Genomic DNA, 24,758 nt, shown 5'->3' with positions numbered 1-24,758 from the left:
AACATCTATAAATTAAGAGTACAATAATACTCTAAAATATGAGGATGAAAGAGATGACAGAGACGCAGCGCGCCGATCTTCAAGAAAAAGCGTGCGGCCTTGGACCACCGTAGGGGGCGGTGTCAGGGGTCCTGACAGTTCCACGCAAACGCGTCGGGCGTTTCCTGGGCATTCCAACATCCCCTCAACAGCGGTTCCAACTTCGACGTCAAAACTTCGAATTCATCCACCACAACCTGAGAGAAGAGACATGACAGACTTTCTAATTTTCTACGTGCGCACCTTTGCTGTTGCACTGCCGCTGATTGCATTTGCAATCATGATGATCGGCGTAAGCCGGGCAAACCTCACGGCCGGGCAGACCGGTGTGACGGTCACGGTGGCGGCGTTCCTGTTCGGGCTTTGGTTCGCCATCGTGGTGCCGCCCTCTGAATCCAACGTGCTGAACGTACCGCCGACCCTCCAGGACCCGCCAATCGTGCTTGCGTTCCTGTTCGGTGGTGCTGTGATTGTCTGGGGGCTCGCCTGGATCACACCGCTGGGACGACGCATTACGATGGCCACGCCGATGGCCGCGATCGCCGCCTTTCAAATCCCCCGCATCATGGGCGGCGTCTTTCTGATCGGGTGGCTCGGGGGAAGCATCCCGGCAGAATTCGCGCTGCCTGCAGGGCTGGGCGACATATGGGCCGGCATCGCGGGATGGCGGGCCAGCAAAGCCTTGGCGGACGACGCACCGAACGCCAGAAAACTGCTGATGCGGGCCAATATCATCGGGATATTGGACTTCGTCTTTGCCGTGGCGCTTGGGATCATGACCTCGGAAGGCTTTGCCCATCTGCTGTCCCATGATGCGCCGAATATCGTCAACGACCATCCGCTGGCGCTGTTCCCAGCGTTCTTTGTCCCGATCTTTCTTGGGTTCCACTTCCTTTCGATCAGCAAACTCCGGGCGGAGCGGCGGTCCGAACGGATGACTGTGGCCTCGCAGGTGTCCTGACCAGAGGCGGGCAGGGCCATCAGGCCGAAAACGCAGGTGCGCGCAAACGCGGGCACCTGCCAGCCGCTGACATTCTTCAAGTTGAACAAGCAGGAGGCTCAGATGTCCTTCGACCATCCTTTCGGACAACTCCACCAGCGCAAGCTTGTGGCCACGACATCGACCATTCTGCTTTTGGCAGCGATGGCCGCAGTTGGGCAATTCGCGTCCAACATCTATACGCCATCCCTGCCGAGCGTGGCCCTCGAACTGGGCGTGTCGCAGGGGGCAAGCCAGGCGACACTCGCAGTTTTCCTTGGCGCATGTGCCGTGATTCAGCTTGTGTCCGGTCCACTTCGAGCATCTGTTTGAAACAGATCTGAGCGGAACGGATGCTAACAACGTGGCAGCATCAATCAGCCGGTTGATCGAGATGTCGGGCGCGCGGCCGATACGCGTTCAGGTTGGACATGACATGGGAGTGAGCGCGGTCAACGAAGCTGTCGCCCCGATTCAGGCCAAGTTGATCGAGATGCTGAAACCGGTCTATCGCGGTGAAGCGACACATGGATGATCCCGGCGGCCTCTTCCTCTTCGCGACGATCCGCCCAAAACCGGAACACTTCGAAGAGGCACGCGCGGCACTCGACGCCCTGATCATCGATACCCTTGATGAGCCCGGCTGCCATTTGTTTGCTGCGTTCGAGAGCGTGTCCGAGACCGGCGTGCTGCACCTGTTTGAGCATTTCGCGGAATAAGCCGCATTGGTCGCGCATTATGCCCTCGAAGTATCTTTTCACTAACCCCAAGCTTGCGGCGCTGCAGCGAATGCCTCCTTCGACGGGCTGCGCCGCAGAATGACTGGGGGTCGATGAATGTCGGCATTGGGCCGTCCTTAAGGTGTTCGGGCCGAGGGCAGGGAGGCCTTGCTGCACTGTCCCCGATGGCCGGATTGAGCCCATACTTTCAGATGCTGCAAACTGCATAAACAGCGGCAAACTGCAGAAAGCCGACATTGGCGCGTCAAGGTACGGCCCCAACGTGTCATTGACCGATTGGCATCGTCGCCGCAGAGCGGCTTTCAGAAGACCGGCCACTCGCAGCAAGGGCAAGAATGTGGTCAGCGCAAGTTCACTCTACATGCTGTGGTCGCTTCAACGTCGCCCAGAAACGATCGCCCAGGAATTGATCCCGAAGGTGCAACTTCTTCCCCACTACATGGGAAAGGCACCGCATCCGCGGCCGCGTCGACAATCGAAAGTGTGCGCTCACACTCGGAGCGAGTGGTGCGACAACCTACACATGTCAAGGACAAACCGCCTGTACGATCTACCCGATTAGACCAGTGAAACCATGTGAGTTTACCGATCGGTGCCGCCCTTGTTTGAACCGCGCAAACTCAGCCTTGATTGAGCCTTCGGCCACCAAGGTCGAAGAACACGGTGCGATCAATGGCAACCGAAAGTGTGATGGGGCGCCCAACGCGGATGTCGGCATGGGCATCAAGTTCTGCTGTCAGGTGCTGCCCGGAAACCGTAACACTCGCGAAGAGACGGCTTCCGGTCGGTTGCACGACATCGACCACGCCTTCGACCGAAGGTTCGTCGCCGTTTGACAATGTCACATGCTCGGGCCGGATGCCCCAAACGCAGGCGCCGTCATGCGCGGGCAAGCTTGCGTTGTCGGCGCGCAGGTGCTGGCCGTCTGCAAGTCGGATCGACCGATCGTCGCCCTGCACGGCAACGTCCAGCATGTTCATCGGGGGTGAGCCGAGAAACCCTGCGACGAACCGGTTGTTCGGCCGTTCAAAAAGGTCGAGAGGCGGGCCATCCTGCTCGATCACGCCGTTGTTCAGCAGCACGATGCGGTCGGCCAGGGTCATCGCCTCGATCTGGTCGTGGGTGACATAGACAAAGGTCCGTCCGATCTCAGAGTGCAGCCGCTTGAGCTCCTCGCGCATGCCGTCCCGCAGCTTTGCGTCAAGGTTCGAGAGCGGCTCGTCAAAGAGGTAGAGTGAGGCCTCCCGGACAATCGCGCGCCCGATGGCCACACGCTGTCTTTGCCCGCCGGAAAGCTCGCGCGGATGTCGGTCGAGAAAGCTGCCGATCGACAACATGTCCGCCGCCCAATGCACCCGCTCGTCAACCTCGGCGGCCGCGACCTTGCGGGCGCGCAGGCCGAACGCGATGTTCTCGTAGACCGACAGATAGGGATAGAGCGCGTAGGACTGAAACACCATGGCGATGTCCCGCTGTCGGGGCGCAAGATTGGTCACGTCACGATCGCCGATCCGGATCGTGCCGGAAGAAACCCCCTCAAGGCCCGCGATGGCGCGCAGAAGCGTCGACTTTCCGCAGCCCGACGGCCCGACAAGGACGACGAAGTTCCCGCTTTCGACATGAAGCGAAACGCCACGCACTGCTTGCACGTCGCCATAGTGTTTTTCGACATTCTCCAGAGTGAGATCTGCCATGTGTTACCCCTTCACGGCCCCCATCGACATGCCGCGCACGATAAAGCGCTGCATTGTTCCAACGACAATCATCATCGGCAGCACCCCCAGCATGCTCATCGCGCCGATCTTTGACCAGAAGGTCGATTGCGACCCGAAATACCCTGTGACTTGCACAGGGTAAGTCACCACTTCCGAACGGGTCAGGATCAGCGCGAAGAGAAAATCGTTCCACGCAAAGATGAAGGTGAAGACCGCCGTCGCAAAGAAGCCGCCCTTGACCATCGGCAAGACGACTTTGCGAATAACGGCAAGTCGCGAGAGGCCATCGACCATCGCGCTTTGTTCCAGATCGACCGGGATGTCCTGAATGTAGCCGCGCATCATCCAGATGACGTAAGGCAGGTTGAACGCGGTGTAGAGGGCGATCAGACCTGTGTACGTATCGATCAGGCCCAGCAACACATAGAGCAGGAAGATCGGAAACGCGACGCAGATAGGTGGGATCATCCGCTGCGAGATGATCCAGATCGCCAGGTGATCGCCGCCGGTTCGATAGCGCACGATGGCATAGGCCGCCAGCGTCCCAAAGATCATGGCGAGCACGGTCGAAATGCCAGCGGTGACAAGGCTGTTCCAGACCGCCCAGGCATCGCCGTCCCGAAAGAGTGTGATGTAGGACGAGAAGTTCGGTTTCTCCGGCAGCCAGACAGGCGGGTAGGCGAAGATCTCCTCGGGCGACTTGAGCGAGATGGCCGCGAGCCAGTAGATCGGAAAGAGGAACATCACCGCTATGACGACCGCGAGACCAAAGCGCAGTGCCAGCCGCCACCCTGTGCTCCACGGTTTCATCGCGCCAACTCCACGCGCCGGAGTGCGGCAATGACGATCACGGTCAAAAGGACAATGACGAAGAACGCGATGGCGGAGGAATAGCTGACCTCAAACTCGCGAAAGGCCATCTGATAGGCATAGATCGAGATCGTTTCGGTCCGCGTGCCCGGGCCGCCTTGCGTCATGGTCCAGATCACGTCGAAGACACGGACAAGATCAAGGCCGCGGATGAGCACCGCAATCACGACGACCGGCAGAATGGCCGGAAGCAAGATCTTGCGGAAAACGGTCCACGGCCCGGCGCCGTCGATCTCGGCGGCCTCCAACTGTTCGGTGTCGACATTGGAGAGGGCAGCCAGAAGGATGAGGAACATGAACGGCGTCCACTGCCAGACCTCGGCGGCCAGTACGGCAGGCCAGACGAATGTGGGGTTGATGGTCCAGAGGATTTCCACCTCGCCGCCGACGATCCAGCCGATCATCTGGTTGATCGGACCAAAGCGCTGATCCAGCATCAGCCGCCATGTTGCCCCGGCCACGATGGGCGAAATCACGGTCGGCAGCAGGATGATGGCAATCAGGGTGCGGCGGAAGGGTAAGGGATGCAGGAACAAAAGCGCCAAAAGGTAGCCGAGGATCAGCTCGATCGGTAGCGCAATTGCGGTGAACACTGTGGTGTGCCAGATCGCCTCCCACAGCCGGTCATCTTCCATCAGGCGGGCGTAGTGTTTGAAGCCCTGAAACGACCGGTCCGCCCCGAACATCGTGATATCCTGCACGCTGGTCGCGGCGAGTTTGACGAACGGATAGAGCCCGATCATCAGGATGATGAACACAGCCGGGGCGACCAGCGCATAGCGCAGTACGGTCGCATTGTCGGCAAGGGCGGACGATTTCGCGTGCATGCTTTGTAGGCGACCGGGCCAGCGATACTGGCCCGCTCAAAATCGTCAGGTGGGATAGGCGTTCGGTTTCGACGACCAGTCAAGATAGACCCGCTTCTGCTTTTCCATCCCGATACGGTCTGTCAGTTCATCCCATTGTGCCGCAAGATCGTCGAGGATCGCTTGCGGATCGTCGCCGCCCCAGAGGCGGGACAAAGCTTGTCGGATGCCTTCCTCGTAACGGTCGGTCTGGATCAGCGACAGATCGATCAGCCCGGTCTCGGCACCTGCCTTCAATGTGTCGAGATACTCGCCCGCTGTCGGCCAGCGATTGCGGTATTCCTCGCTTTCAAAATGGCTGGTGCGGAACGGATCGCGGAGCGCATAGGGAAGCTGCACACGCTGAAGGCTGATCTCTTCCGAGTTCATCCATTGCGCGAAGAGATATGCCGCTTCCTTGTTCTGCGAGCCCGATGCTACGGCAAGCGAGAACCCGACCGCCAGCTCCGGATGACCCCCGGGTGGCAGCGCATAGCCGATGGTGTCGGCCACCGTTGTCTCGGGGATCCAGTTGAGCGCCTCGGTGCCTTTGCCGTACCCGGCGGCCCATCGACCGACCGGTGGCCACGAGATCGTCATCGCGATGTCACCGGCGAGGAATGCGTTGAACGCCTCGATAAAGCCCCACTGCTCGACCCCCGGTGGCATGAAGTCGTTCTCGGCGATCATGGCATTGAAGATATCGACGCCGATCTGAGAGTTCACGGTCGCGCGCATGGTTTCGTCGTCGAAGAACTTGCCGCCTTCCACGCGGAACCGTTCCTGAAAAAGGTATTGCGCGTTTCCTGGCGCACGCAACATGCCGGCGCCGTAGATGTCGGGTGCGTACTTGTCAGTGAAGAACTGGCCGATTTGCGAGAACTGCTCCCAAGTCGTGGGCGGCGCAAGTTCATAGCCGTGCTGGTCCATGAAGGCCGCCTTGTTCTCGGGGTCGTCGAACAGATCGCGTCGGTAGTACATGATCAGGACATCGCCGTCGTCGGGCAGGCCATAGATCGTGCCTTCCACCTTCATCTGGTTGTCGCGATAGACCGGTGCAATCGCATCGAGTTCGTCGCCATAAGCATATTTCTCTACGAAGCCATCCAGCGGTTCCAGCGCGCCCGCGAGGGCAAGGTCGGGAAGCTGGTTCGGTATGACGTTCAACACGTCATAGGCCCCCGAGTTTGCCATATGCGCCTGCATGGTTTTGGTGAACATCTGGTCGACCGGCGACTCGATCACGTTGATCTTGATGCCCGTCAGCTCCTCCCACAGCGGGCCGGTAAAGTTCTTCGGGTCGAGCGGTTGTAGCCCCGCTTCATAAAGCACGTTCAACGTCGTGCCCGCGTATTGTTTTGCAGCCTCGATCGCCTGGGTCGCAGCGCCCTGTGCCGATGCGCCTGAAGACCCAAGAACCCCGTAGGCAAGGGCAGATGTGGCCGTGAGACCAAAGAATCTGCGTCTATCCATCTCTTCCTCCCATTTTTTCGACGTGCCATCTCCGTCGAGTGGTGCACTCATCATACCAGTTAAAATATCAGAAAACACTTGATTTCTCGCGCGGTCCTAAAGCGGTCGAATGAACCTGCGTTGCAGCATCTCCAACTGTGAGGCACGGAACGAGTCGAGAAACACCGCGACAAATATAATGAGGCCTTGCAGCATGGGTTGCAGGTAAAGACTGACGCCTGTGAAAACGAGACCGGTTTTGACGGCCTGGATCATCGTGGCGCCAATCACCGCGGAAAAAGCCGTGCCGATCCCGCCGAACAGGCTCGCGCCGCCCAGAACCGCGGCGGCAATCACGTCGAACTCGCGCCCCTCGCCGAAGCCGGTATCGAGGCGGCCGATCTGGGCGATGAGGATGAAGCCGGAGAGCGCGGCAAGGGTGGAACAAATGATATAGACACCCGCCTTGACGCGCCACGTGGAAATCCCGGCCTTTTCGGCTGCCGCCGGATCGTTGCCGATCGCGTAAACCTGCCGCCCGAATGTTGTCCGGGACAGCACCACATGCGCAATGGCTGCAATCGCCACGAAGAACAGGATAGGGGTCGGGATGCCCATGACGGATGACAGGCCGAAGGCGCGGATCTCGTCCGGGAAGTCAAACTGGCGCGAACTGGTCAGCCAGGCCCCGAAACCGCGAAAGAAGAACAGCGTGGACAGGGTCACGATGAACGGAATGATCCTAAGATAAACGATCAGGAAGGCATTGATCGCCCCCATGATTGCCCCGGCAGCGACAGCGACCAGAAGGCCGCCGGCGACGCCGACGCCAAAGTCCCGCATCGCGAACCCTGCTATGAGTGGGCCAAGATACATCACCGACCCGACCGAAAGATCGATACCGGCAGTCAGCAACACAAACACCATGCCAATCGCCGCAATGCCTATGAACGAGGCCTGTTTGATGATGTTGGCCAGGTTGTCGGGGCCCAGAAAATTCGGTGCTTGCGTCCCGAAGACCAGAACGATCAGCAGGAACATGACAATTGTGCCGTGTCTCGCAATGAAACCGGTGAGCCTGTCTTTTGGTGTGTCTGTCATGCCGAAACCTCCCTGGTTTTGGCTTGTTCGCCGAATGCTAGGGCGAGGATTTCGGTGTCGACAAAGGGGGGCGCGTCGAATGTGCCCATGACTTCGCCACGGTTCATCACCATAACGCGGTCGCACACACCCGCGATTTCCTCCAGCTCGGACGAGATGAAGAGGATGCCGTTGCCTGCCGCAGCCAACCTGTCGGCAAGGGCGTAAATCTCATACTTGGCCCCGACATCGACGCCGCGGGTTGGTTCATCGAGGATGAACAGGGCCGGTTCGTTGATCAACCATTTGCCGATGACAACCTTTTGCTGATTGCCGCCGGAGAGCGATCGCACCGGCTGAACTGCAATGCTGCCCGCCTTGATCTGGATGTCGGATTTCAGTGCCTCGGTCTTGGCGGCAATCGCCTTTTCGTCAAGGAGCGCGACCGGCGTGCGGCCAAAACGCTCGATCGAAACAAGGCTGAGATTGTCCATGATGCTCGCATCCATCATCAGCCCTTCGGCCCGGCGATCTTCGGTTACGAAGGCCATCCCGGCCCGGATGCGATCACGGACAGACCCCGCAAGCGTTGCTCCGTTCAGGGTGACGGTGCCCGCCGCGTAAGGATCAAGGCCGAACAGAATGCGCGCCATCTCGGACCGGCCAGAGCCCATCAGGCCGAACAAGCCGAAGATTTCACCGGCCCGAATGTCGAACGAAACGTTATCAAGCACGCCCGGTTGGCTCAACCCTTGCACGGAAAGCAGCGTCTCGCCCCTCGGTTTGGCGCTGCGCTTGGGGAACAAACCGCTTAACTCGCGACCAATCATCGCCGTAATCATTCTGGGTATGTCAAACTCGTCAGTCGGACCTTCGGCAACCAACTCACCATCGCGCAGGACGACGATACGGTCGCTCAGCCGTTCGACGTCGGACAGGATGTGCGAGATGTAGAGGATTGTCTTGTGATCGGCCTTGAGCCGTTCGATTGTCTCAAACAAGCGCGCTGTCTCTCGGGGCGTGAGCGACGTTGTCGGCTCGTCGAAAATGATCAGCTCGGCATCCCGGTGCAGCGCCTTTGCAATCTCGACCAGTTGCCGTTCGCCCGGCGCCAGATGATCCACCATGGTGTCTGGCGACGCGTCGAGGCTCAGCTGTTCCAGAAGGGCCTGGGTTTTGCCGCGCATCTCGGCCCTGTCGATCAGCCCGAACCGGGTCGGGAACCCATCGACAAAAATGTTCTCGGCGATGGTCAGATTGGTGAACAGGTTCAGTTCCTGATGGATGAACGCGATCCCGAGCATGGTAGCATCGCCGGGTGAGCGTGGGGCGTATGCCTGACCCTTCCAGAACATCTGGCCGGAGGTTGGCGGCACGACGCCACCGATCATGTTCATCAAGGTCGACTTGCCTGCGCCGTTTTCGCCGATCACGCCGACGACCTGCCCGACCGGTACATCGAGGACAAGGTCGGTGACAGCAGGTACGCCGAAATACTCCTTACGAAGTCGGTCGAAGCCAAGGAGCGTCTGGGTCTGTCGGCTCACGCGTTCATCTCCCGCATCAGTCGCGTTCGCCAGACATCCAGCAGAGCCGCGGCCACGATGACCGATCCTTTGACCATGTCGATATGAAACGACGACAGGTTCATCAGGTTCAGTGTGTTGGACAAAAGGACGAAGAAGAAGACACCGAAGACGGTCCAGATGATCTTGCCCTTGCCCCCGAAGAGACTTGTGCCACCGATGACCGTTGCACCGATCACATCGAGGAGGAAATTGCCCTCTCCCAGCGTCGGGCGCCCCGCCTCGAGACGGGTCGAGTAGAGGATTGCGCCGATGGTCGCGCAGACCGCCGAGATTGTGAAAACCAGGACGATGATCCGGCGGACCGGCACGCCAGATATTTCGGCCGCCTTTCGATTGGTTCCGACGGCGAACACCTGCTTTCCGAAAACGGTCCGGTTCAGCAAAAGGTGCGCGACGATTGCCACGCTGATGGCAATCACCATCGGATAGGTGATTAAGGAATAGATTTCGCGGCGGGGAATGCGGGATTCATCCTGCGCGCCGAGGTAAATCGACACGATGTCGCCTTTGCCAAGTAATATGTACTGTTCGGGCAGGTTCCGGATGTTTTCCGACTGGGTGAGAAAGATCGCAAAGGCCGAGATCACGATCATGGTGACAAGGGTGACCATGAAAGGTGGCATCTGGAACTGCGCAATGGCAAAGCCGTTAAAAGCGCCAATTGCAGCGCCAACAAGGATCATGATCAGTATGGCAAGAGGTATGCCAAAGCTTGTGTGACCAAGCGGCCCGCCCTCCTCGGTCAGGATGATGCCCCAGATCGGGGCATTCGACAGAACGTCAGGCGACGCCGTGGTCGCCAGAAGCATTGCAGCGACAACGCTGGTGAAGCCGACGACAGACCCCTGCGACAGATCGATCCCGGCAATGGTCAGAACAAAGGTTTGCCCGATCGCAACCACAAGCAAGGGCCACATGTTCGACAGGACGTTCGCCAGGTTTGCCGGATTAGAAAGCGTGGGCAGGAACGGCACGAGTGCGAAGAAATAGGCAAGCGACAGATAGAGCACGAAGTAATCGGACAAGAAGAGCCGCATCGCGCGTTGGCGCAGGCTGCTTGTCTGAAGCTCGGCACTACCGGTTTCTGGAGAACTCGGATGGGTCATATGGCTTTCGAGAGTGTTGCGCGCCAGTGGGGTGTACCGGCGCGAAAGGGTCCGCGCCGGCCGGTTTCACTGCTGGATCAATTGTCCAGAAAGCCCTCGGACAGAAGCACGCAGCCCCACATGTCCATCTCGCGCTCGGCGAGGTTCGCGGATGTCAGTGCAAAGCCCGGATCCTCGATGACCTCGTTGGGTTGCGCCTCACCAGCCTCGATGGCGGAAAGGATGGCGTTCAGCGCCGCTTCGGCTTCGAAGTAGAGGTCCTGCACGCCGGTCGCGTCGATATAGCCTTCCTTCAGAAGCTGGCAGGCCGTCGCATCGCCATCGAGACCGCCCATAATAACATGCCCATCCTCACCGCGCTGCTTCCACATGCCGCGCGGCTCGAAAACGGAACGGATCGTCGGGAACAGAAAGTCCGACGAGGTGAACAAAAGATCGATGTCCGGGTTGGCCGTGACCGCGGCTTCAAGATTGGCAAGGGCTGTCGCGGCATCCCATTCCGAGGCCACTTCGATAGGTGTGTTGAAGTCGTCAGGATAGCGGTTGATCGCCTCGTAAAAGCCGTCCTTGCGGCCGATCGCGTTCGGATCACCCAGATCGCCTACGATGATCAGCGGCGTGAGCTTTTCGTCGCCCTGCCGGTTGGCAATCGCCTCCTGTGCCAGAAAGTCGACCGCCTGGCTTGCAATCGACGCGTTGTCGGCAACGACGATGATCCCGTTCGACAGGTCCGACGGCGGGCGATTGAAAACGGCAATCGGCACGTCGTTGTCCTGCGCTTCGTTGACGATGGTTACAGCACTTTCCCCGTCCTGCGGGATGATGATGACCCCGTCGACACCTTGCGCGATGCAGTCTCGCACCTGTTCGAGCTGGCGGTTTGCATCCTCGTTTGCGTTCCGCTCGATCACCGTGTGGCCGGCCTCCTCCAGCGTGCGGGTGATCGCGGTATGTCCGGCGACCCAGAACTCGGTCTCGAGGTCCTGGAACGCGAAACAGATCGAAGCGGCACTCGCCGTGCCCGGCAGTGTCGCTGCAGCACCCGCAACGGCGATGGCTCCAGCAGCGATCATTGATTTGGTATGTCTCATCTTCTCTCCCTCTCTGTTGATGAAGCTTGGTGTGTTTCGGACAGCATGCACGCCATCCCGATCCCGTTTCCTGCGGTCAGGTTTCACGTCGATTTATCGGGATGACAGATGTCCTTGACCGACTGCAGAACCGCCTTTGGATCGAAGACAGCCTCCAGCCAGTCGTCCTTGAAAATCTTCGGACGCGCCTGATCGATGGCGTGCAAGGCACCGTCCGAGAACTGGCCACCGGGAAATACCCCGAAGGCGATGGCCAGCTCGATATTGAGGTGACCCAGCATGAAATCATGCGCCGCCTGCTCGGGCACGCCGCGTTTGACGGCTTCATCCGTCGCCTCGCGCAAGGCGAGGGCGAGTGTGGCGCCAACCGTTTCCGAAAGCGCGGGCTCAAGAATGGCGATCTGTTCGACGGTGCAACGGTGCGACCGCATGACTGGCGCATAGATCGTCTTGGCGACCTCTTCGCACTTGGCATAGTCCTCGTCGGGGCCTTGCATCAGCGCGCAAACGATGTGCTGCTTGGCCTTGACGCCACCAAAGAAGTCCCGCCGCGCGTCCATGTCGATCTCATCGTTGAAGATCGGCGGATGGCAGGGATGGGTAACGAAGTAGGTCACGTCGTCCCGTTTCGGCATTTCGCCCGCATGCGGTGCTGCGGCGTCGAGCACGACCATCGCGGCGCCGGGCCGTACCTGGTCGATGATCTGATGGGAAATCTCGCCGATCAAACGGTCGGGCGTCGCCATGACAATCACATCTGCCCCCGAGATGGCCTGACCTTGCTCAACGGCGTCGACCCCGACCTCGGCCTTGAGGCGCGCGAGACCGGCCTCGGATACTTCGACATGGTCCACATCGAACCGCGACCCTTTCAAATTTGTGGACAGGCGAACACCCATTTTCCCGCCCGCGCCCATTAATGCGATCTTGGTCATCTTCTTCTCCCTTATGCCTGACCACCGCCTGCCCGGATGCGCCCGAAGAAATCCGGCGTGCCCATCTGGCCGCCCTTTAGGGCGATTTCGAGCGGTGCATTGTCATCCCGGTGCCCCTGGCAGAGCGCCGCACCCGGTACTGTTGCCGCGATGGCTGTCAGCGCGTGAACGCCGAGGCTGTTCACCGCGTGGCTGGACGTGTCACCACCGGCGATGGCTGCACGGCGATGTCCGCCATGTTCGATCAGCCCCGACAAAATCCCGCCAAGTGCCGCACCAAGCCGGGCATTGGCCTCGTCCATCGCCAGACCTGCTGTGGCAGCGGTGTTGCGAAAGGCAGCGATGCCCGGATCGTCGGGACCACGCGCTGAGTAGACGATCGGGCTCGGGCCCGCTTTCAGCGCAGCGTCGACCTGGGACGCAATCCAGTTTTGCAGCGCATCCCCGGTCTCAAGGGCCATTGCAGGGTCAATGCGGTGCCCGCTGAAGCCGTTGGCCTCGGCCCAGTCGATTTGTGCGTCGGTCGTGGCTGACGCGGAACCTGCGACAACCGCCATCTGCCCGACCGGCCCGACTCGGGGCTCGGGCGGGTCGGCGGCCACCAAACCGGTGTCCTGCCAATGCCGAACGAGCGCGTATTCCACTCCTTGCGATCCGATGGCGAGCGTCGGCGTCCCGCCATGCTCCCAGATGAGGCGACCCGCCTGGCTCAGGGTAGATGGGTCGACCGTGTCGAGGGCTATCAGGCGCGCGCCCTTTTCGCGCTCTCGTTCCAGAGTGGCGGCGGCTGTGTCGTCGGACTGCAGGGCGGAGAGCGGAACCAATCCGATGCCCAGATCGGTTTGCTGCGCGATGTGGCGGGTCACGTCGGCTTCTTCCATCGGCGTGACCGGGTGCTGCGACATGACCGGATGCCGGTCGAGGCGATGGACGGTGTTGCCCGCCGTTGCGAAAAGAGTGCCAAAGGCCTGATACCGGCCAATGGCAGGTGCGGCGACAAGCAAGGCGGCCCACGCTGCCGGAACATGGCAAAGCGCGATATCGATCGCGCGGCCGATCGAGCCGATCGTTGGCGATGAATCGAAGGTCGAACACACCTTGTAGTGCGTGACCGGGGCCTCCAGTGCAGCGAGGAAGTCGAAAACAGGCGGCAGGTGTTGGTGCATCCAGGTCGGTGCACGCGACCGGGCCGAACCGGCAATCCCGATCCCCCGATACCCCGAAAACCGCGCCATCTGTTCAGGGGTGGGTATGTCGAGAAAGAGCACCGAGGGAAGGCCGGAAAACGTCAGAACCTCCATGACCGCCGCGGCGCCGGTGTAATCGTCGCCATACCAGGCGACCAGCAGGCCGGAGGGAAGCGCCCGCGTCATCCATAGGCCTCCAGCGCTTTGGCGAGGCTGGGAACGGCATTTGCGCGGTGCTCGAGCGGCTCTCCGGCGATGGCGGCGTTCCAGCTTTCACGCAAGCTCTCGATGCCTGCTGCCGGACCATCCGGGTGCCCCATGATCCCGCCGCCTGCCGCATAGATCAGATCGGCAGACCCGAGGCGACGATACGTCTCGGGCGGTTGAATGGCTGACTGACCGGACGAGAATACCGGCATCGCGATACAAGGCTTGGTCTCGAAGAGCGGCGTGAGGCATGTCCTTGCCGACGCCACGACGCTGTCGTCAGGCTCGCAGAATTTGTTCTGCAAACCGTTGACATGCATGTGGTCCGCACCGGCAAGACGCCAGATTTTCTGCCAGGCAATATAGGACCAGCCCAGATGCGGTTCGCGCGAGAGATAACCCCAGCCGTTGCGATGCGCGTGGATTGGCAGTTCGGAAAATCGACCGAGTTCGATCATCCCGGTCAACCCGACCGAGTTGAGACTGGCCATTATACAGGTGCCGCCAAGGTCGCGTACCAGATCGTGCCGGCGTTTCATCTCGTCGATCTCGCCGGTCAAGTTGAACGCGACCATGACCTTCTTGCCCGTCCGATCCGCGTGGGCATTCACCACGGCCATGACGGCGCGGGCGCGGTCTTCGAAAGGGCAGGCCGGGCCGTCGGCCTGCAACTCGTCATCCTTGATGAAATCGATGCCAGCCTCGGCGAGGGTTTTGACAAGTGCGGCTGTCTGATCGGCATCAAAGCCGACGCTTGGTTTGACGATGGTGCCAATCACCGGGCCATCTGCCACCCCGGTCAGGCGGCGCGTCCCCTCAACGCCGAATTGCGGCCCGTCGTAACGCTCGGCGAACGCCGACGGCAGCCGGATGTCCAGCAGTCTCAACCCTGAAAACTGCGCGAGTTCGAAGAGATTGCCGGCCACGGTCGCCATCAGATTGGGAAGCGACGGCCCAAGGTTGTGAAGCGGCCAGGACAAGGTGACATGCGCCCGCTGGATCGACGCGCCATCGGGGTGGCGCGCCCCGGGCAAGCTGGGGCTGTCGGTGGTCTCAACCACATCGATTTTGTCGACCGTCGCGGCGGACCGGGCTTTCAGTTCAGGCGTTTCGCCGGGGACCTTCACGAAGGTGCCGGATGACTGCTCGCCTGCCATGACCTCAGCTGCGACACGCGGGTCGAAGGCGGTTTCGATGAGATAGTCGGCTTCGATCCGGTCGCTCATGACTGCCGCGCTTCCCAAGCCTTCATGTCGATGACCGAGGCCGATTGCATCGCGTCATATGAGGCCAGGGCGAGAGCCAGTGTCTTGAGATTGTCGGCACCGGAGGGTTGGGGGTGGGTCTTGCCGTTCAAGACGTCCACCACATGGGCCTGAAAGTTGATCACGCTGTCCTGAACCACGTGCCAGGGGCGCCCGCCCCAGCGCGGCACATCCGCTTCGACGTCCTGTGTCTCGGCTCCATCTTCGGTATGCAGGGTCAGCGTGAAGTCGGTCCTGAGTTCAACCGTCCCAGTATCGCCTTCGATCCAGAGGAGAGACTCGGGAAACGGCTCGGGCCGGATCGTTGAGTGGAACGAACAATCGACCATCGAGACGCCGCCATTGGTGTGGCGCAGAAGCGAGGTGAAGGCGTCCTCCCCCGCCACGATGGGGTTTCGCCGCTGCGTTTCGCAGGACACGTGCTGGACTTCGCCCATGACATGCCGGGCGACATCATAAAGATGAATGCCGACATCCATCAGCGCGAACCGCTGGATCTCGGCCAGATACGGCTGGTTCACGTAATTGTCGTAACCGTGGCGGAAGCTGAACCGCGCGAACCTCAGCGTGCCGATCTGCCCTTGGTCGATCAGGGCCTTGGCTGCCATGATGCCTTTTTGCCAACGGAAATTCTCGTGAATGAAGAAGGGGACTTCGGCCGTTTCGGCTGCCGCGACCATGGCTTTTGCGTCCGCGTATGTGTCTGCAATGGGCTTTTGGCAAATGACGGCGACGCCCGATCCGGCGACACACTCGACAAGGGGGCGGTGCGATGGCGGCGTGGTGGCGACATCGACAAAATCGAGATCCATCTCGGACAGCATCCGCTGCACATCGGTGAACACCCTTCGGCCTCCGAAATCGCGCGAGAAAGCTTCGGCCTTGCTCTGGTCCAGGTCGCACACGGCGACGATCTGTGCGCCGGGCACGTCTTGCCAGCCATGCATGTGGTTGCGTGCGAAGAACCCGCAACCCACCAGCGCGCCCTGTTTGATCTTATCCGTCACTGCGCGCCTCCTTCATTCACAAAAACCACGGCGGCCGGGGGCAGCAGCACATGGTCAAGCGCTCGCCACTCGGCGTGGTCGAGCCAGTCGGGGTCCGCCACGTCTGTTTTGCCATCCATGAGTGCGCCGCGCTGTCCGGGCGAGGTGATCCTTGTTGGAGCGACACTGCAATTCGCGATCACCGCGCTGACCTTGCCCGCCTTTTCGCCGCTGACCCCGATCACGCCGCCTGGCAGGTTCGGCATAACGGTGCCTGTCTGACCGGACAGCCCCGCAAGGGCCCGGAGGACATGGTGAACGGGCCATGCCCGGAACGATCCGTTTTGAATTCGCCCCGTTGCAAAAGGACCGCCCGCACCGGCCAGTGCAATCCGTGCACAGCCGCTTCCGGCTGCCGCAGCATAGGCCCCGACGGCAAAGGCCGCGCCGAAAACCGTCTGTTGGCGAGGGTCCTCTTTCGCCATGGCGATCCGTGCCATGTCGGGATTGTCTGCGACCGCCGCGCCGTAGGGGTTCGAGCGCATGCCGATGGTGGCCAGCCCGAGGCGGAGGGGCCGTTCACGTGAGATCACACGCGCGCTTTTGTGCACATGGCGCAGCGCCTCCAGTGTCTCGAATACCGAAAGATCATCCCCCGCATGCACGATGGCGGTGGTCGAATAGGTTGTGAAATCCCCGATCCCGGCGGGCGGCGGATGACGATTGAACTCGGTAAAGTTCGTCAACATGCCAATGCCGATCTGCGCGTTGGGAAAGGCCGATCTGGCCCAGTTGGCGGCATCGGCTATGCTGTGCCCGTCGGGCCACTCCGCCGTCGGTTGGTAGCTGTGCAGATAAGCCTGCGGCAGAGCGGTGACGCTTTGCACCTCGATACCGTGATCCCTCAGCGTTTTCGCCAGCGCCTGAAGACTGCCGGCACCGTCCCTCGTGTCGTCGATCAGCAGTTCCAGTTCGACCGGACCGGTTAGCTCTGCCAGTCCGGCAAGTGCGTTCTCACTGGTCGCGTCGAGCCGCAGGAGACGGCGGGCGTCCGGCAGATCGGCCAGTGCCTTAAGCGCGGTATCGGAATACCAGTTCGGTTCAACCGCAATGGCAATTTCGGGCAAGATGGCGACCGCGTGGCTTGAGGCAACGCTGGCCGGCCTGCGCGCGCCAACTTCCGAAAGCGTGATCTCAATCGATTGCTCGACCGTCTCACCCGCCTCGATGACATAAGGGAATCCTAGACCCAGCGGGCGGCAGTATGTCTTGTAGGATGCGTCGGTCCAGTTCCGTTGATCCTCCATCTCGAAGACCTCGCCCGAGAACCGGACGCTGACCGAAACACCGTCAATCACATGCTTGAGCCCAACGATGTCGCACGCCGGTTGACCGGGCGAGATCGTTTCCGGAAACCTGCTCTGCTCCTCCGTTCCATTCGAGTGCTGAATGGTCAGGTCTGTTCCCGCGACGCCTTGGATTGGGTGAAGAAGCGTGAAACCCGCGCGGTTGGTTTCGACCCGGCGATGTGCGTCAAGGGCGAGGGTGGCCACCACCCTCTCTGGCTGCACGTTGATCGCAAGGTTGGCCAACAGCGCGCCATTGAAAGCGGTGAACCGACGCGTATAAATGACGCCGTCGCTTGCTTCGTAAAACGTCTCTTCGACAACGGCAGGCGTCTCGGTGGCCCAGTTCCGATCGCGGATCGGACAATCGAAACCGCGAACAACCTCGACCCTCCGGTATCGCAATTGGCGCATCGCGCCATCGACCAGCAGAGCTTCGATATCGCCGACGGAGATGTGTCGCGCGTTCCATTCGACCGGTGACGCATGTCGGTGCAATTCTACCGAGTCCAACTCCATCTCCTGGCTGTGCCGCGCGCGTAGCGGATGGCGATTGATCGCTTAGAGGCATACTGAGTATACCAGTTGAGGTGAGTCAAGTCCGATGTGACCGGATCGTCGTCACCCGGATCAGTCGGTAAGGTTGTCCTGGTGGTATAGCTTGTTGGCGCGGTACAGGTGATCGGCCATCTGCTGCCCGGCAAGTTCCGGATCGCCTGCCGCGATGGCGTCTATGATCGCGGTATGCTCATCCAGCGTAAGTTGCTCGAACCCCGGTTTGCGAACGAGAACCACATGGAAATTCGCCAGCCAGTCGAAAAGCGCGGCACTCAGCGAGGCGAAAATTGGGTTCCCGCTGATCCGCGCGATCGCTGCATGCAGTTCGCCGTCACATTTCAGAAAGTCGCCAGGTTCGGTGCGCAAGCCCGCCTGCCGCGCGACGATGGCGCGCAGGACCCGGACATCTTCCTGCGTTGCGCGGCGGGCGGCGATACGTGCCATCTCAGTCTCAAAGGTGGCGCGCGCCTCTTTGAGATGCTCCATGGACGCGGCGTTGTGCGACAGCATGTGCCGCATGGTCTCGGACATCTGCTCCGCCATCGCTTCGAACGACGGTTCGGCAACGCGCGGTCGCTCGCCATGCTTGATCTCTGCCAAACCTTTACGCTGGAGGTTCTGCATCGCTTCGCGAATGGCGGGCCGACCGACCATGAAACGCGACATCAATTCGCGCTCGGATGGCAGGGTATCTCCCGGTTTCAGTCGATGATCCTGAATATGCGCCAAAATGCGCGCCTCGATTTCGTCGGCGAGCTTTCGTCGCGGGATTGGAGCGGTGACTGTCGGCATGCGTCATTATCGCAGGCCGACAGGGGCTACTCAAGCCTACTGTTCAAGCTGTGGGACCACGCAAGATCCTTACGCATTTCGACAGTGAAACATGGCTTTGGCCAACTAAGCTAATTTGCAGCCTTTCAGTCGGTGGTTCAGATGATACCACTGGTCGTTGATTGTTGCTGAAAGCGGGAGGCTTGATCGTGACATCTGACCACTTTCATTGAGTGGGGGTGTTCCGCAAAACACCTGAGAGTATCGCACTTGCTGCGAAGGTCCGCTGAGCGTCCTTGCTGGTTCTCGCTGCCAACGCGAAGCGCATACAGCTGTCATTCGATTTAGGAATACCGACGACCGGTTTGTCTCGCGATCTGTAACTTCACCATCCATCAGATTTCGCTACTGCGGCGAATGTCAGCAATGCGGGCTGCGGCTGCGGCATCGGAGTCAGTCGTCGGACGGTGGCTTTTGGGGCCGCTTTATCAGGAACAGTAATTCTTTAAGTCACGGCTTTGGCGCATTGGTAAAAAAAGCTTTGAACAGCTCTTCGGATCGGCGTAAGCCGTCGTTTGTAAGCACCACTGACTTTGCTTTGCCGAGCGGATCCAGAATGAATCCCTTTTCGTGCAGCCGACCGAGCACGTTCCAGTCATGGCCCTTCCAAGCGCGTCGCCGGTCGTGGAGCGTTAGTCAGAGCAGCGCCAGCACCGCGTCGTCAACACTGTCCTCATTGATCTCCATATTCATAGGGAACGGCAGCTACTTGGGTCTCGTCAAGCTTCAATGCAGTATATGGCCTGAGAGATCAGGGACTGCTTTGGGTCGTCCTCGAAGGACCCACATGTTTAGTCAGTGCTGATGCTGCGTCGGTACCAACGGCAGTAGCGAGCCCACCGCGGAAGTCTTCGATTTTCGCTGCGTGTGCTCGCAGCGCGAAAATCGCTGCATCTGCTTGGTTCATGGCGCTGCGCAGCGGTGGGAAAACCAGTCATTGGGGCACGACGCGGCAAAGATTTCGAGGGTAGGCTAAGCGACCGCACGAGTTGCGGAACCGTAGAGGCGACATGCAGCGCGACCGCGCCGCCACAGGAAATTCCGACGACATGAACCGGTTCGGCGACTTCTTCGATCAGCTCAATGACATGCGCGGCTTCGTGCTTGAGGCGAAGGGCTTTCGATGCGTCGAAATGCCCACGGATTCTCGTTCCCAGAAAGTAGGGCGCGATTAGGGTGGCCTTGCCCTCTAAAACCAAACCCAGGCTGGACCATTGCGATCCGTCCGCGCCAGAGCAATGCAGCGCCACGACCGGCGAGAGCCTCCTGGCCGCGTTTGAAGCGCGCATGTGCGCGATGTTTTGCGTCAATTCATTCATCTCAACTGCCTTTCCGTGATCGCCGGGTGTACCGGTGTCTTCGCGCCTAAGGCGTAACGCGCTGCGTCAGATCGGTTTCCCGGCGACGGCATGGAACGCGGGCACCGAGATCGCCTTGGTGACTTCGGCCCGGATCCTGGCTGAGCAGCGCTGCTCCAAGCGCTGGCGTTCGTCCGACGTCAGTTGGTCGATCTCCCAGCGATAACCGGATCCCATCGCGATGGTCCACCAGTCCCGAGGTTTCGCAAGAGCCTGTCGGTCCGGTGCAGAGTGAACTTCCGGCACGACATCTGTGGCGGAAGCGATCAGATCTTCGATCGCGTTCCTGCTCGTGAGGCGTTCCCAGGCGCCCAGTGGCTCGGGGATGTCCGGACGCAGAGTGCTGAGTTCCTCCGTAAAGATCGCGGCGCCAGGCTGGAAAGCGTCCTTGCCCCAGAATGTCAGCACCAGTCGGCCACCGGGTCGCAGAACGCGCCAGAGCTCCGTGATTTGCGCCTCGACTTCCTCGACGAAAAAGACCGAGAAGACCGAGATGACAGCGTCAAAGGTCTCTGACGGGAAACTCAGCGACGTCATATCCATCCGCTCGAAGCGCATGTTCGACAACCTTTGAGCTTGAGCTTTCATGCCGGCGCGCGTGAGCATTGCCTCCGCAATGTCGATCCCGATCACCGAGCCGGTCGGACCAACGATCGAGGCAGCGGGCAGAGCCGATGCGCCGGTCCCGCAGACGACATCCAGAACGCTCTCGCCCGGTCGCAAACTAGCATGGAGAACGGCCCGGCGCCCGTGTCGTTCCCAGAAACTGAGCGGGGGCCAGGTCGAAGTGGTCAGCGGCGGAGTCGTAGGTTGCGGCGACCCTTGAACGCCTGGGATTGCCGAGTAGTGTCATGAAGAAGATCCTTGTGGGATGGAGGCCCCGCCGGTGTCAGGCGGGGCATTAGGTGTCAGCCTTCCGAACCGGTCGCCACAGGGTGATCGTCCGTCGACCCCCATTCCGCCAACGACCGGTCGTAGATGCCGATGCGAGGTGCGGCGATCGCGCGCACAGGGCAGCAATCCCCCGCCCGCGCAACCGTGTTTTTGCTTCAGCCCGTTGCCACCGGTAGATCGCCTGCAGATCCCCATTCCGCCCAAGAGCGGTGATAAACGCGCAGACGCGGTACATCGAGCAAGCGCAACGCGAGATAGCTGTGCGACGAAGCAAGCCCGTTCTGGCAATGCATGATGACGTCACTGTTCTGGCTAATGCCATACCCTTCGAAATGCGCAGCCAACGCGTCTGCTGGCAGAAAGCGGCCATCCTCGTCGAGGTTCTGCGACCACGGCACGTTGATCGCCCAGGGAATGTGTCCTTCGGCGAAGAGCCTGGGCGGACGCACGTCGATCAGAACCGCGCCGGGCTGATCCCTGTGGGCGAGCACATCCTGCGCGTTGGCGTGGCGGCGCGGCGTTAGCGTGGCCTCGAAGCGAGCGGGTTTACCCCCGCCCTGATCGCGCGTGACGGTACCCCCGGCGTTCAGCCAACCTGTCCATCCGCCGTTCAGAACCGAGACTTTGCGGTGGCCGAAATGCTCCAGCAACCAGAACATCCGCGCGGCATGGAACCCGCCCCGTTCGTCGTAGAAAACGACCCGCTGGTCCTGGGCGATGCCGAGCGCGCCCAGCATCTTCTCGATCTCCGGCACCGGCCGCAAGGCACCCGCCACCGCACCGAATTCGGCGGCGACAGCGTCGGCAGGCAGATGCCGCGCACCGGGGATATGTCCGGCGTCGAAATCTTTCTTGGGACGCAGGTCGATCACGGTACTGCGATACACAACTGCCCCCATGGCCTTCATCGCCATGTCCGACAGCAAGCTTTGTGGTTCTTTCAGGAATCGCGGATTCGGGTATCCGTCCGCCATGGCAAGGCTGACACCGGGGATGCAGGTCGCCGAGACACCCAGCGCGAGCATCAGGATGGAACGGCGTGAGAGAGTGGTGGTCATCTGATCAATCCCTTCGTTCAAGCCGGCATCTCGACGAGGCGCAGATAGGGGAGCGGGGCCTCCCAGCCGCCCGGAAAGCGGGCGCGCGCTTCGGCATCGGAGACCGACGAGGCGATCGCCACCTTGTCGCCCTGCTGCCAGTTGGCCGGTGTCGCCAGTTGCCGGCGGGCGGTCAGCTGCAGGCTGTCGATGGCGCGCAGGATCTCGTTGAAATCTCGCCCCGTTGTCATCGGATAGGACAGCGTCAGCTTGATCTGCTTATCCGGTCCGATCACAAAAAGCGTGCGCGCGGTCGCGTTGTCCATCGCCGTGCGCGCCACCGTTTCGTCTGCCTCCACAGGCAGCATGTCATAAAGCTTTGCCACCTTCAGATCGACATCACCGATCAGTGGGTAATTGGGCGCATGTCCCGTGGCCGTTCGGATGTCATCGGACCAGCGGCTGTGGTCTTCGACCTTGTCGAGCGACAGCCCGATGATCTTGACACCGCGGCGGTCGAACTCGGGCTTCATGCGCGCCATGACGCCTGCTTCGGTCGTGCAGACGGGGGTAAAATCCTTGGGATGAGAAAAGAGAACGCACCAGGCATCGCCGATCCAATTGTGAAACCAGATCATGCCTTCCGTGGTATGCGCGGTGAAATTGGGCGCGGTGCTGTTGATCGCCAATGGCATGTCAAATCCTATCGTTAAGGTTTCCGTACGTGCCGGGAACCCCGGCATAGGAGTGATCTACACCGTGTCATCCGGGCGATCCTGAATGTCTTGTGAAGAAGTTCTGAATCCGTTCAGGCGGACATCAGTCCGCGCTGCAGGCGCCGGAAGCGCGCGCTCTGCCGGACCGGGCGGAAGCCTTCGTCGGCGTCGATGCTGAAAAAGCCGCGCCAGCCGCGCGACAGCAGGAAGTCGATCCGCTCCAGCGCCGAAGAGACATCGCCGAGCCGCGCAAAGCCGAGGGCGCGGTAATACTCCAGCGGGCTGTTTTGATGCGGCAGGCTGTCCAGCACGGCGCCAGCGCCCTGCGCGTCGCCAAGCTGGGCCAGCAGCGGGCCGAGACCGTAAAGGGCGCGCAGGGCCGTAGGGTCAACCTCCAGCTCTGCGCGGATCTTGCGCAGCGCCCGCTCTGCGTGGATGCGGGCGAGGGCGGGGTCCTGACGCTCCAGGTAGCGTGCGGCCAGGAGATCGCCCGTGAAGCCGGCGGAGTCGAGATCGGCGGCCCGCACCGCCAGAGCTGCCGCACTGCGACGGTTGCCCGCGGCCATGACGTGGATCGCCGCTTCCAAATGCAACTGTGCGTCGCCCCGCGCCAGCGATAATGCCGTGGCGATCTCGCGCTGTCCTGCGGCCTTCCGCCCCACTGCGATCTGCGCGGCACCGGTCGCCAAATAGCCTTCAGCATGGTCAGGCGCGCGCCGGATCGCCGCCTCCGCCTCGATCAAGGCGCTGTCGATCAGACCGGTGCCCTCGGACCAGTAGATGTGACGCTTGAGCAGCGCCATGGCGTAAAGCGCCCGGGTTTCGCCATCGTCTGGCGCGAGCGCCACAGCCTGTGAGGCCAGGGCGGTGAAATCTCGCAATGCGCCTTCGTAGGCGCGGCCGAGACAGCTTCGCGCCTCGAGGCAGAGCGCATATGCGTCGATCGACGGAACCGATCCTTCGGCACGTGTCGTCGTGCCGGACGCACCGGCCTCGCGCAGCAGCGGCGCGGCCAACCGGTAGCCGCCCCGCGGAATCGTTGTGATCAACTGCCTGTTGTCGAGCTTGCGCCGGAGCTCCGAAACCACCTGCGTGAGGCTTTCATCACTGACCGTGACTTCGGGCCAGACCCGATTCAGAAGTGTGTCACGGCTGAAGGTCTCGCCCGGCGCTTCGGCAAAAACCTGCACCAGCCTGATGGCCCGGGGCGAGAGAACCACACTCCGGCGGCCGCGTTCCGCTCGCCGCGAAGGCAGGTCAATCCGCCATCCGTCAAATACCAAAACCATACCACACCACCTGCGCCCGAGAATTTGTGCAACAGTTCTATGCCGATCAAACATCATATGAATAGGCCGTTGCGGTTAAATACACACAGTTGTGAGGGCACGATACCGGTGTGGCGCAGCAGCCCGAGGCACCTCAATGCTCTCTGTACTGCCTATACAGCTTCAAAGTCTACATTATCGAAGCTGGTCGGAGCAGAGGATTGAATTGGAAACCAGCAGTTTTGACATCAACGAAAGCGGCGGCAGCAAAAGTTTGGAAATCCGCGTCTTTCGTGTCCAAACGCCATGCAACGACAGCGCGGTTTGTGCCAGCCTTTCTAAACCAGCAAGCAATGACCGTTTCTGCGACATGGGCTGTAACGCAGCGAGAAGCCCGCCGTATTTGCAAAGCGATGCTGCGCCAGCGAAGGTCGAGAACCCTAGGTCGGTTTTGTCCCGCTCTTGAGACCTCACACAGGTTTAAAATCGCGCAGATGCAGCGAATGGCGGCTATGCTGATGCGACTGCAGCAATCGAGCATCTCGTTAAAGGTCCGCTCAGGGCCGCCCGCGAAGACGGCCCGTTACACACGCGTCGCATTACGATTTGACCGTATTGGCCCAATCAGGATCGATCACCTGAAACTCGACAACGTAGACGGCCC

The 24,758-nt window shown here is 60.7% G+C and carries 23 protein-coding genes and 1 pseudogene; 4 read left to right on the top strand and 20 right to left on the bottom strand.

Going from position 1 to position 24,758, the window contains the following annotated elements:
- Window positions 1-250: 250 nt before the first annotated feature.
- The 4 genes from Q1A71_RS21375 (at window position 251) to Q1A71_RS21360 (ending at window position 1,737) form a co-directional block, all read left to right on the top strand.
- On the top strand, window positions 251-1,000 hold the full coding sequence (locus tag Q1A71_RS21375) for a hypothetical protein (protein WP_299681576.1): 750 nt from the start codon (window positions 251-253) through the stop codon (window positions 998-1,000).
- A gap of 102 nt (window positions 1,001-1,102) precedes the next feature.
- Window positions 1,103-1,351 (top strand): hypothetical protein, encoded by a 249-nt coding sequence (locus Q1A71_RS21370; protein WP_299681573.1) that lies wholly within the window; start codon window positions 1,103-1,105, stop codon window positions 1,349-1,351.
- A gap of 31 nt (window positions 1,352-1,382) precedes the next feature.
- Window positions 1,383-1,553: a hypothetical protein gene (locus tag Q1A71_RS21365; RefSeq protein ID WP_299681570.1), complete on the top strand. Its 171-nt coding sequence runs from the start codon at window positions 1,383-1,385 to the stop codon at window positions 1,551-1,553.
- Entirely contained in the window at window positions 1,546-1,737 is a 192-nt protein-coding gene (locus tag Q1A71_RS21360) for an antibiotic biosynthesis monooxygenase (protein ID WP_299681567.1), read from the top strand. Before Q1A71_RS21365 ends, Q1A71_RS21360 begins: the two co-directional genes overlap by 8 nt.
- Before the next feature lie 641 nt (window positions 1,738-2,378).
- Here the strand turns inward: Q1A71_RS21360 and Q1A71_RS21355 are convergent.
- The 20 genes and pseudogenes from Q1A71_RS21355 to Q1A71_RS21265 all read right to left on the bottom strand — a co-directional run bounded on the left by Q1A71_RS21355 (window position 2,379) and on the right by Q1A71_RS21265 (window position 24,115).
- The gene (locus Q1A71_RS21355) at window positions 2,379-3,452 is read right to left on the bottom strand and encodes an ABC transporter ATP-binding protein (protein ID WP_299681564.1); all 1,074 of its coding nucleotides are present in this window, start codon (window positions 3,450-3,452) and stop codon (window positions 2,379-2,381) included.
- Window positions 3,453-3,455: 3 nt separating this feature from the next.
- A complete protein-coding gene (locus tag Q1A71_RS21350) occupies window positions 3,456-4,283 on the bottom strand; it encodes a carbohydrate ABC transporter permease (RefSeq protein ID WP_299681561.1) in 828 nt (275 codons plus the stop codon).
- A complete protein-coding gene (locus Q1A71_RS21345) occupies window positions 4,280-5,170 on the bottom strand; it encodes a sugar ABC transporter permease (RefSeq protein WP_299681558.1) in 891 nt (296 codons plus the stop codon). The genes Q1A71_RS21350 and Q1A71_RS21345 overlap by 4 nt, the downstream gene beginning before the upstream one ends.
- Before the next feature lie 45 nt (window positions 5,171-5,215).
- On the bottom strand, window positions 5,216-6,661 hold the full coding sequence (locus tag Q1A71_RS21340) for an extracellular solute-binding protein (protein WP_299681555.1): 1,446 nt from the start codon (window positions 6,659-6,661) through the stop codon (window positions 5,216-5,218).
- 96 nt (window positions 6,662-6,757) lie between these two features.
- Window positions 6,758-7,741 (bottom strand): ABC transporter permease, encoded by a 984-nt coding sequence (locus Q1A71_RS21335; protein ID WP_299681550.1) that lies wholly within the window; start codon window positions 7,739-7,741, stop codon window positions 6,758-6,760.
- Entirely contained in the window at window positions 7,738-9,267 is a 1,530-nt protein-coding gene (locus Q1A71_RS21330; RefSeq protein WP_299681545.1) for a sugar ABC transporter ATP-binding protein, read from the bottom strand. The genes Q1A71_RS21335 and Q1A71_RS21330 overlap by 4 nt, the downstream gene beginning before the upstream one ends.
- On the bottom strand, window positions 9,264-10,415 hold the full coding sequence (locus tag Q1A71_RS21325) for an ABC transporter permease (protein ID WP_299681542.1): 1,152 nt from the start codon (window positions 10,413-10,415) through the stop codon (window positions 9,264-9,266). The genes Q1A71_RS21330 and Q1A71_RS21325 overlap by 4 nt, the downstream gene beginning before the upstream one ends.
- 77 nt (window positions 10,416-10,492) lie before the next feature.
- Window positions 10,493-11,506 carry a sugar ABC transporter substrate-binding protein gene (locus Q1A71_RS21320; RefSeq protein ID WP_299681539.1) on the bottom strand — a complete coding sequence of 338 codons (1,014 nt, stop codon included), beginning with the start codon at window positions 11,504-11,506 and terminating at the stop codon, window positions 10,493-10,495.
- An 83-nt stretch (window positions 11,507-11,589) separates the two neighbouring features.
- Window positions 11,590-12,441 carry a phosphogluconate dehydrogenase C-terminal domain-containing protein gene (locus Q1A71_RS21315; RefSeq protein ID WP_299681536.1) on the bottom strand — a complete coding sequence of 284 codons (852 nt, stop codon included), beginning with the start codon at window positions 12,439-12,441 and terminating at the stop codon, window positions 11,590-11,592.
- A gap of 11 nt (window positions 12,442-12,452) precedes the next feature.
- Window positions 12,453-13,814, bottom strand: a complete 1,362-nt coding sequence (locus Q1A71_RS21310; RefSeq protein WP_299681531.1) for a four-carbon acid sugar kinase family protein — start codon at window positions 13,812-13,814, stop codon at window positions 12,453-12,455.
- Entirely contained in the window at window positions 13,811-15,061 is a 1,251-nt protein-coding gene (locus Q1A71_RS21305) for a ribulose-bisphosphate carboxylase large subunit family protein (protein WP_299681527.1), read from the bottom strand. Before Q1A71_RS21305 ends, Q1A71_RS21310 begins: the two co-directional genes overlap by 4 nt.
- On the bottom strand, window positions 15,058-16,107 hold the full coding sequence (locus tag Q1A71_RS21300) for a Gfo/Idh/MocA family oxidoreductase (RefSeq protein WP_299681524.1): 1,050 nt from the start codon (window positions 16,105-16,107) through the stop codon (window positions 15,058-15,060). The genes Q1A71_RS21305 and Q1A71_RS21300 overlap by 4 nt, the downstream gene beginning before the upstream one ends.
- A complete protein-coding gene (locus Q1A71_RS21295; protein ID WP_299681519.1) occupies window positions 16,104-17,945 on the bottom strand; it encodes a hypothetical protein in 1,842 nt (613 codons plus the stop codon). Before Q1A71_RS21295 ends, Q1A71_RS21300 begins: the two co-directional genes overlap by 4 nt.
- Before the next feature lie 117 nt (window positions 17,946-18,062).
- Window positions 18,063-18,782: a transcriptional regulator NanR gene (gene nanR, locus Q1A71_RS21290; protein ID WP_299681516.1), complete on the bottom strand. Its 720-nt coding sequence runs from the start codon at window positions 18,780-18,782 to the stop codon at window positions 18,063-18,065.
- Window positions 18,783-19,271: 489 nt separating this feature from the next.
- A pseudogene (locus Q1A71_RS23725) lies at window positions 19,272-19,424 on the bottom strand (DUF6429 family protein); the annotation flags it as partial.
- Between the two features lie 188 nt (window positions 19,425-19,612).
- On the bottom strand, window positions 19,613-20,110 hold the full coding sequence (locus Q1A71_RS23720; RefSeq protein WP_366140326.1) for an alpha/beta fold hydrolase: 498 nt from the start codon (window positions 20,108-20,110) through the stop codon (window positions 19,613-19,615).
- A gap of 96 nt (window positions 20,111-20,206) precedes the next feature.
- Window positions 20,207-20,902: a methyltransferase domain-containing protein gene (locus tag Q1A71_RS21280; RefSeq protein ID WP_299681509.1), complete on the bottom strand. Its 696-nt coding sequence runs from the start codon at window positions 20,900-20,902 to the stop codon at window positions 20,207-20,209.
- Between the two features lie 326 nt (window positions 20,903-21,228).
- Entirely contained in the window at window positions 21,229-22,131 is a 903-nt protein-coding gene (locus Q1A71_RS21275; RefSeq protein WP_299681504.1) for a sulfurtransferase, read from the bottom strand.
- A 17-nt stretch (window positions 22,132-22,148) separates the two neighbouring features.
- The gene (locus tag Q1A71_RS21270) at window positions 22,149-22,805 is read right to left on the bottom strand and encodes a peroxiredoxin (RefSeq protein WP_299681501.1); all 657 of its coding nucleotides are present in this window, start codon (window positions 22,803-22,805) and stop codon (window positions 22,149-22,151) included.
- A gap of 113 nt (window positions 22,806-22,918) precedes the next feature.
- Window positions 22,919-24,115, bottom strand: coding sequence for a winged helix-turn-helix domain-containing protein (locus Q1A71_RS21265; RefSeq protein ID WP_299681496.1), 1,197 nt, complete (start codon window positions 24,113-24,115; stop codon window positions 22,919-22,921).
- Window positions 24,116-24,758: the final 643 nt, after the last annotated feature.

It is taken from the genome of uncultured Roseobacter sp. (assembly GCF_947493125.1).
Lineage (GTDB): Bacteria > Pseudomonadota > Alphaproteobacteria > Rhodobacterales > Rhodobacteraceae > Roseobacter.
The sequence above is the reverse complement of the archived record's forward strand: the minus strand, read 5'-3'. Positions and strand labels throughout refer to the sequence as shown.

Coding starts and splice junctions, on each gene's coding strand:
- Q1A71_RS21275 (WP_299681504.1), bottom strand. CDS start 22,131: ATGACCACCACTCTCTCACGCCGTTCCATCCTGATGCTCGCGCTGGGT.
- Q1A71_RS21265 (WP_299681496.1), bottom strand. CDS start 24,115: ATGGTTTTGGTATTTGACGGATGGCGGATTGACCTGCCTTCGCGGCGA.
- Q1A71_RS21345 (WP_299681558.1), bottom strand. CDS start 5,170: ATGCACGCGAAATCGTCCGCCCTTGCCGACAATGCGACCGTACTGCGC.
- Q1A71_RS21320 (WP_299681539.1), bottom strand. CDS start 11,506: ATGAGACATACCAAATCAATGATCGCTGCTGGAGCCATCGCCGTTGCG.
- Q1A71_RS21375 (WP_299681576.1), top strand. CDS start 251: ATGACAGACTTTCTAATTTTCTACGTGCGCACCTTTGCTGTTGCACTG.
- Q1A71_RS21315 (WP_299681536.1), bottom strand. CDS start 12,441: ATGACCAAGATCGCATTAATGGGCGCGGGCGGGAAAATGGGTGTTCGC.
- Q1A71_RS21355 (WP_299681564.1), bottom strand. CDS start 3,452: ATGGCAGATCTCACTCTGGAGAATGTCGAAAAACACTATGGCGACGTG.
- Q1A71_RS23720 (WP_366140326.1), bottom strand. CDS start 20,110: ATGCGCGCTTCAAACGCGGCCAGGAGGCTCTCGCCGGTCGTGGCGCTG.
- Q1A71_RS21305 (WP_299681527.1), bottom strand. CDS start 15,061: ATGAGCGACCGGATCGAAGCCGACTATCTCATCGAAACCGCCTTCGAC.
- Q1A71_RS21350 (WP_299681561.1), bottom strand. CDS start 4,283: ATGAAACCGTGGAGCACAGGGTGGCGGCTGGCACTGCGCTTTGGTCTC.
- Q1A71_RS21370 (WP_299681573.1), top strand. CDS start 1,103: ATGTCCTTCGACCATCCTTTCGGACAACTCCACCAGCGCAAGCTTGTG.
- Q1A71_RS21270 (WP_299681501.1), bottom strand. CDS start 22,805: ATGCCATTGGCGATCAACAGCACCGCGCCCAATTTCACCGCGCATACC.
- Q1A71_RS21325 (WP_299681542.1), bottom strand. CDS start 10,415: ATGACCCATCCGAGTTCTCCAGAAACCGGTAGTGCCGAGCTTCAGACA.
- Q1A71_RS21360 (WP_299681567.1), top strand. CDS start 1,546: ATGGATGATCCCGGCGGCCTCTTCCTCTTCGCGACGATCCGCCCAAAA.
- Q1A71_RS21340 (WP_299681555.1), bottom strand. CDS start 6,661: ATGGATAGACGCAGATTCTTTGGTCTCACGGCCACATCTGCCCTTGCC.
- Q1A71_RS21335 (WP_299681550.1), bottom strand. CDS start 7,741: ATGACAGACACACCAAAAGACAGGCTCACCGGTTTCATTGCGAGACAC.
- Q1A71_RS21310 (WP_299681531.1), bottom strand. CDS start 13,814: ATGACGCGGGCGCTTCCCTCCGGCCTGCTGGTCGCCTGGTATGGCGAC.
- nanR (WP_299681516.1), bottom strand. CDS start 18,782: ATGCCGACAGTCACCGCTCCAATCCCGCGACGAAAGCTCGCCGACGAA.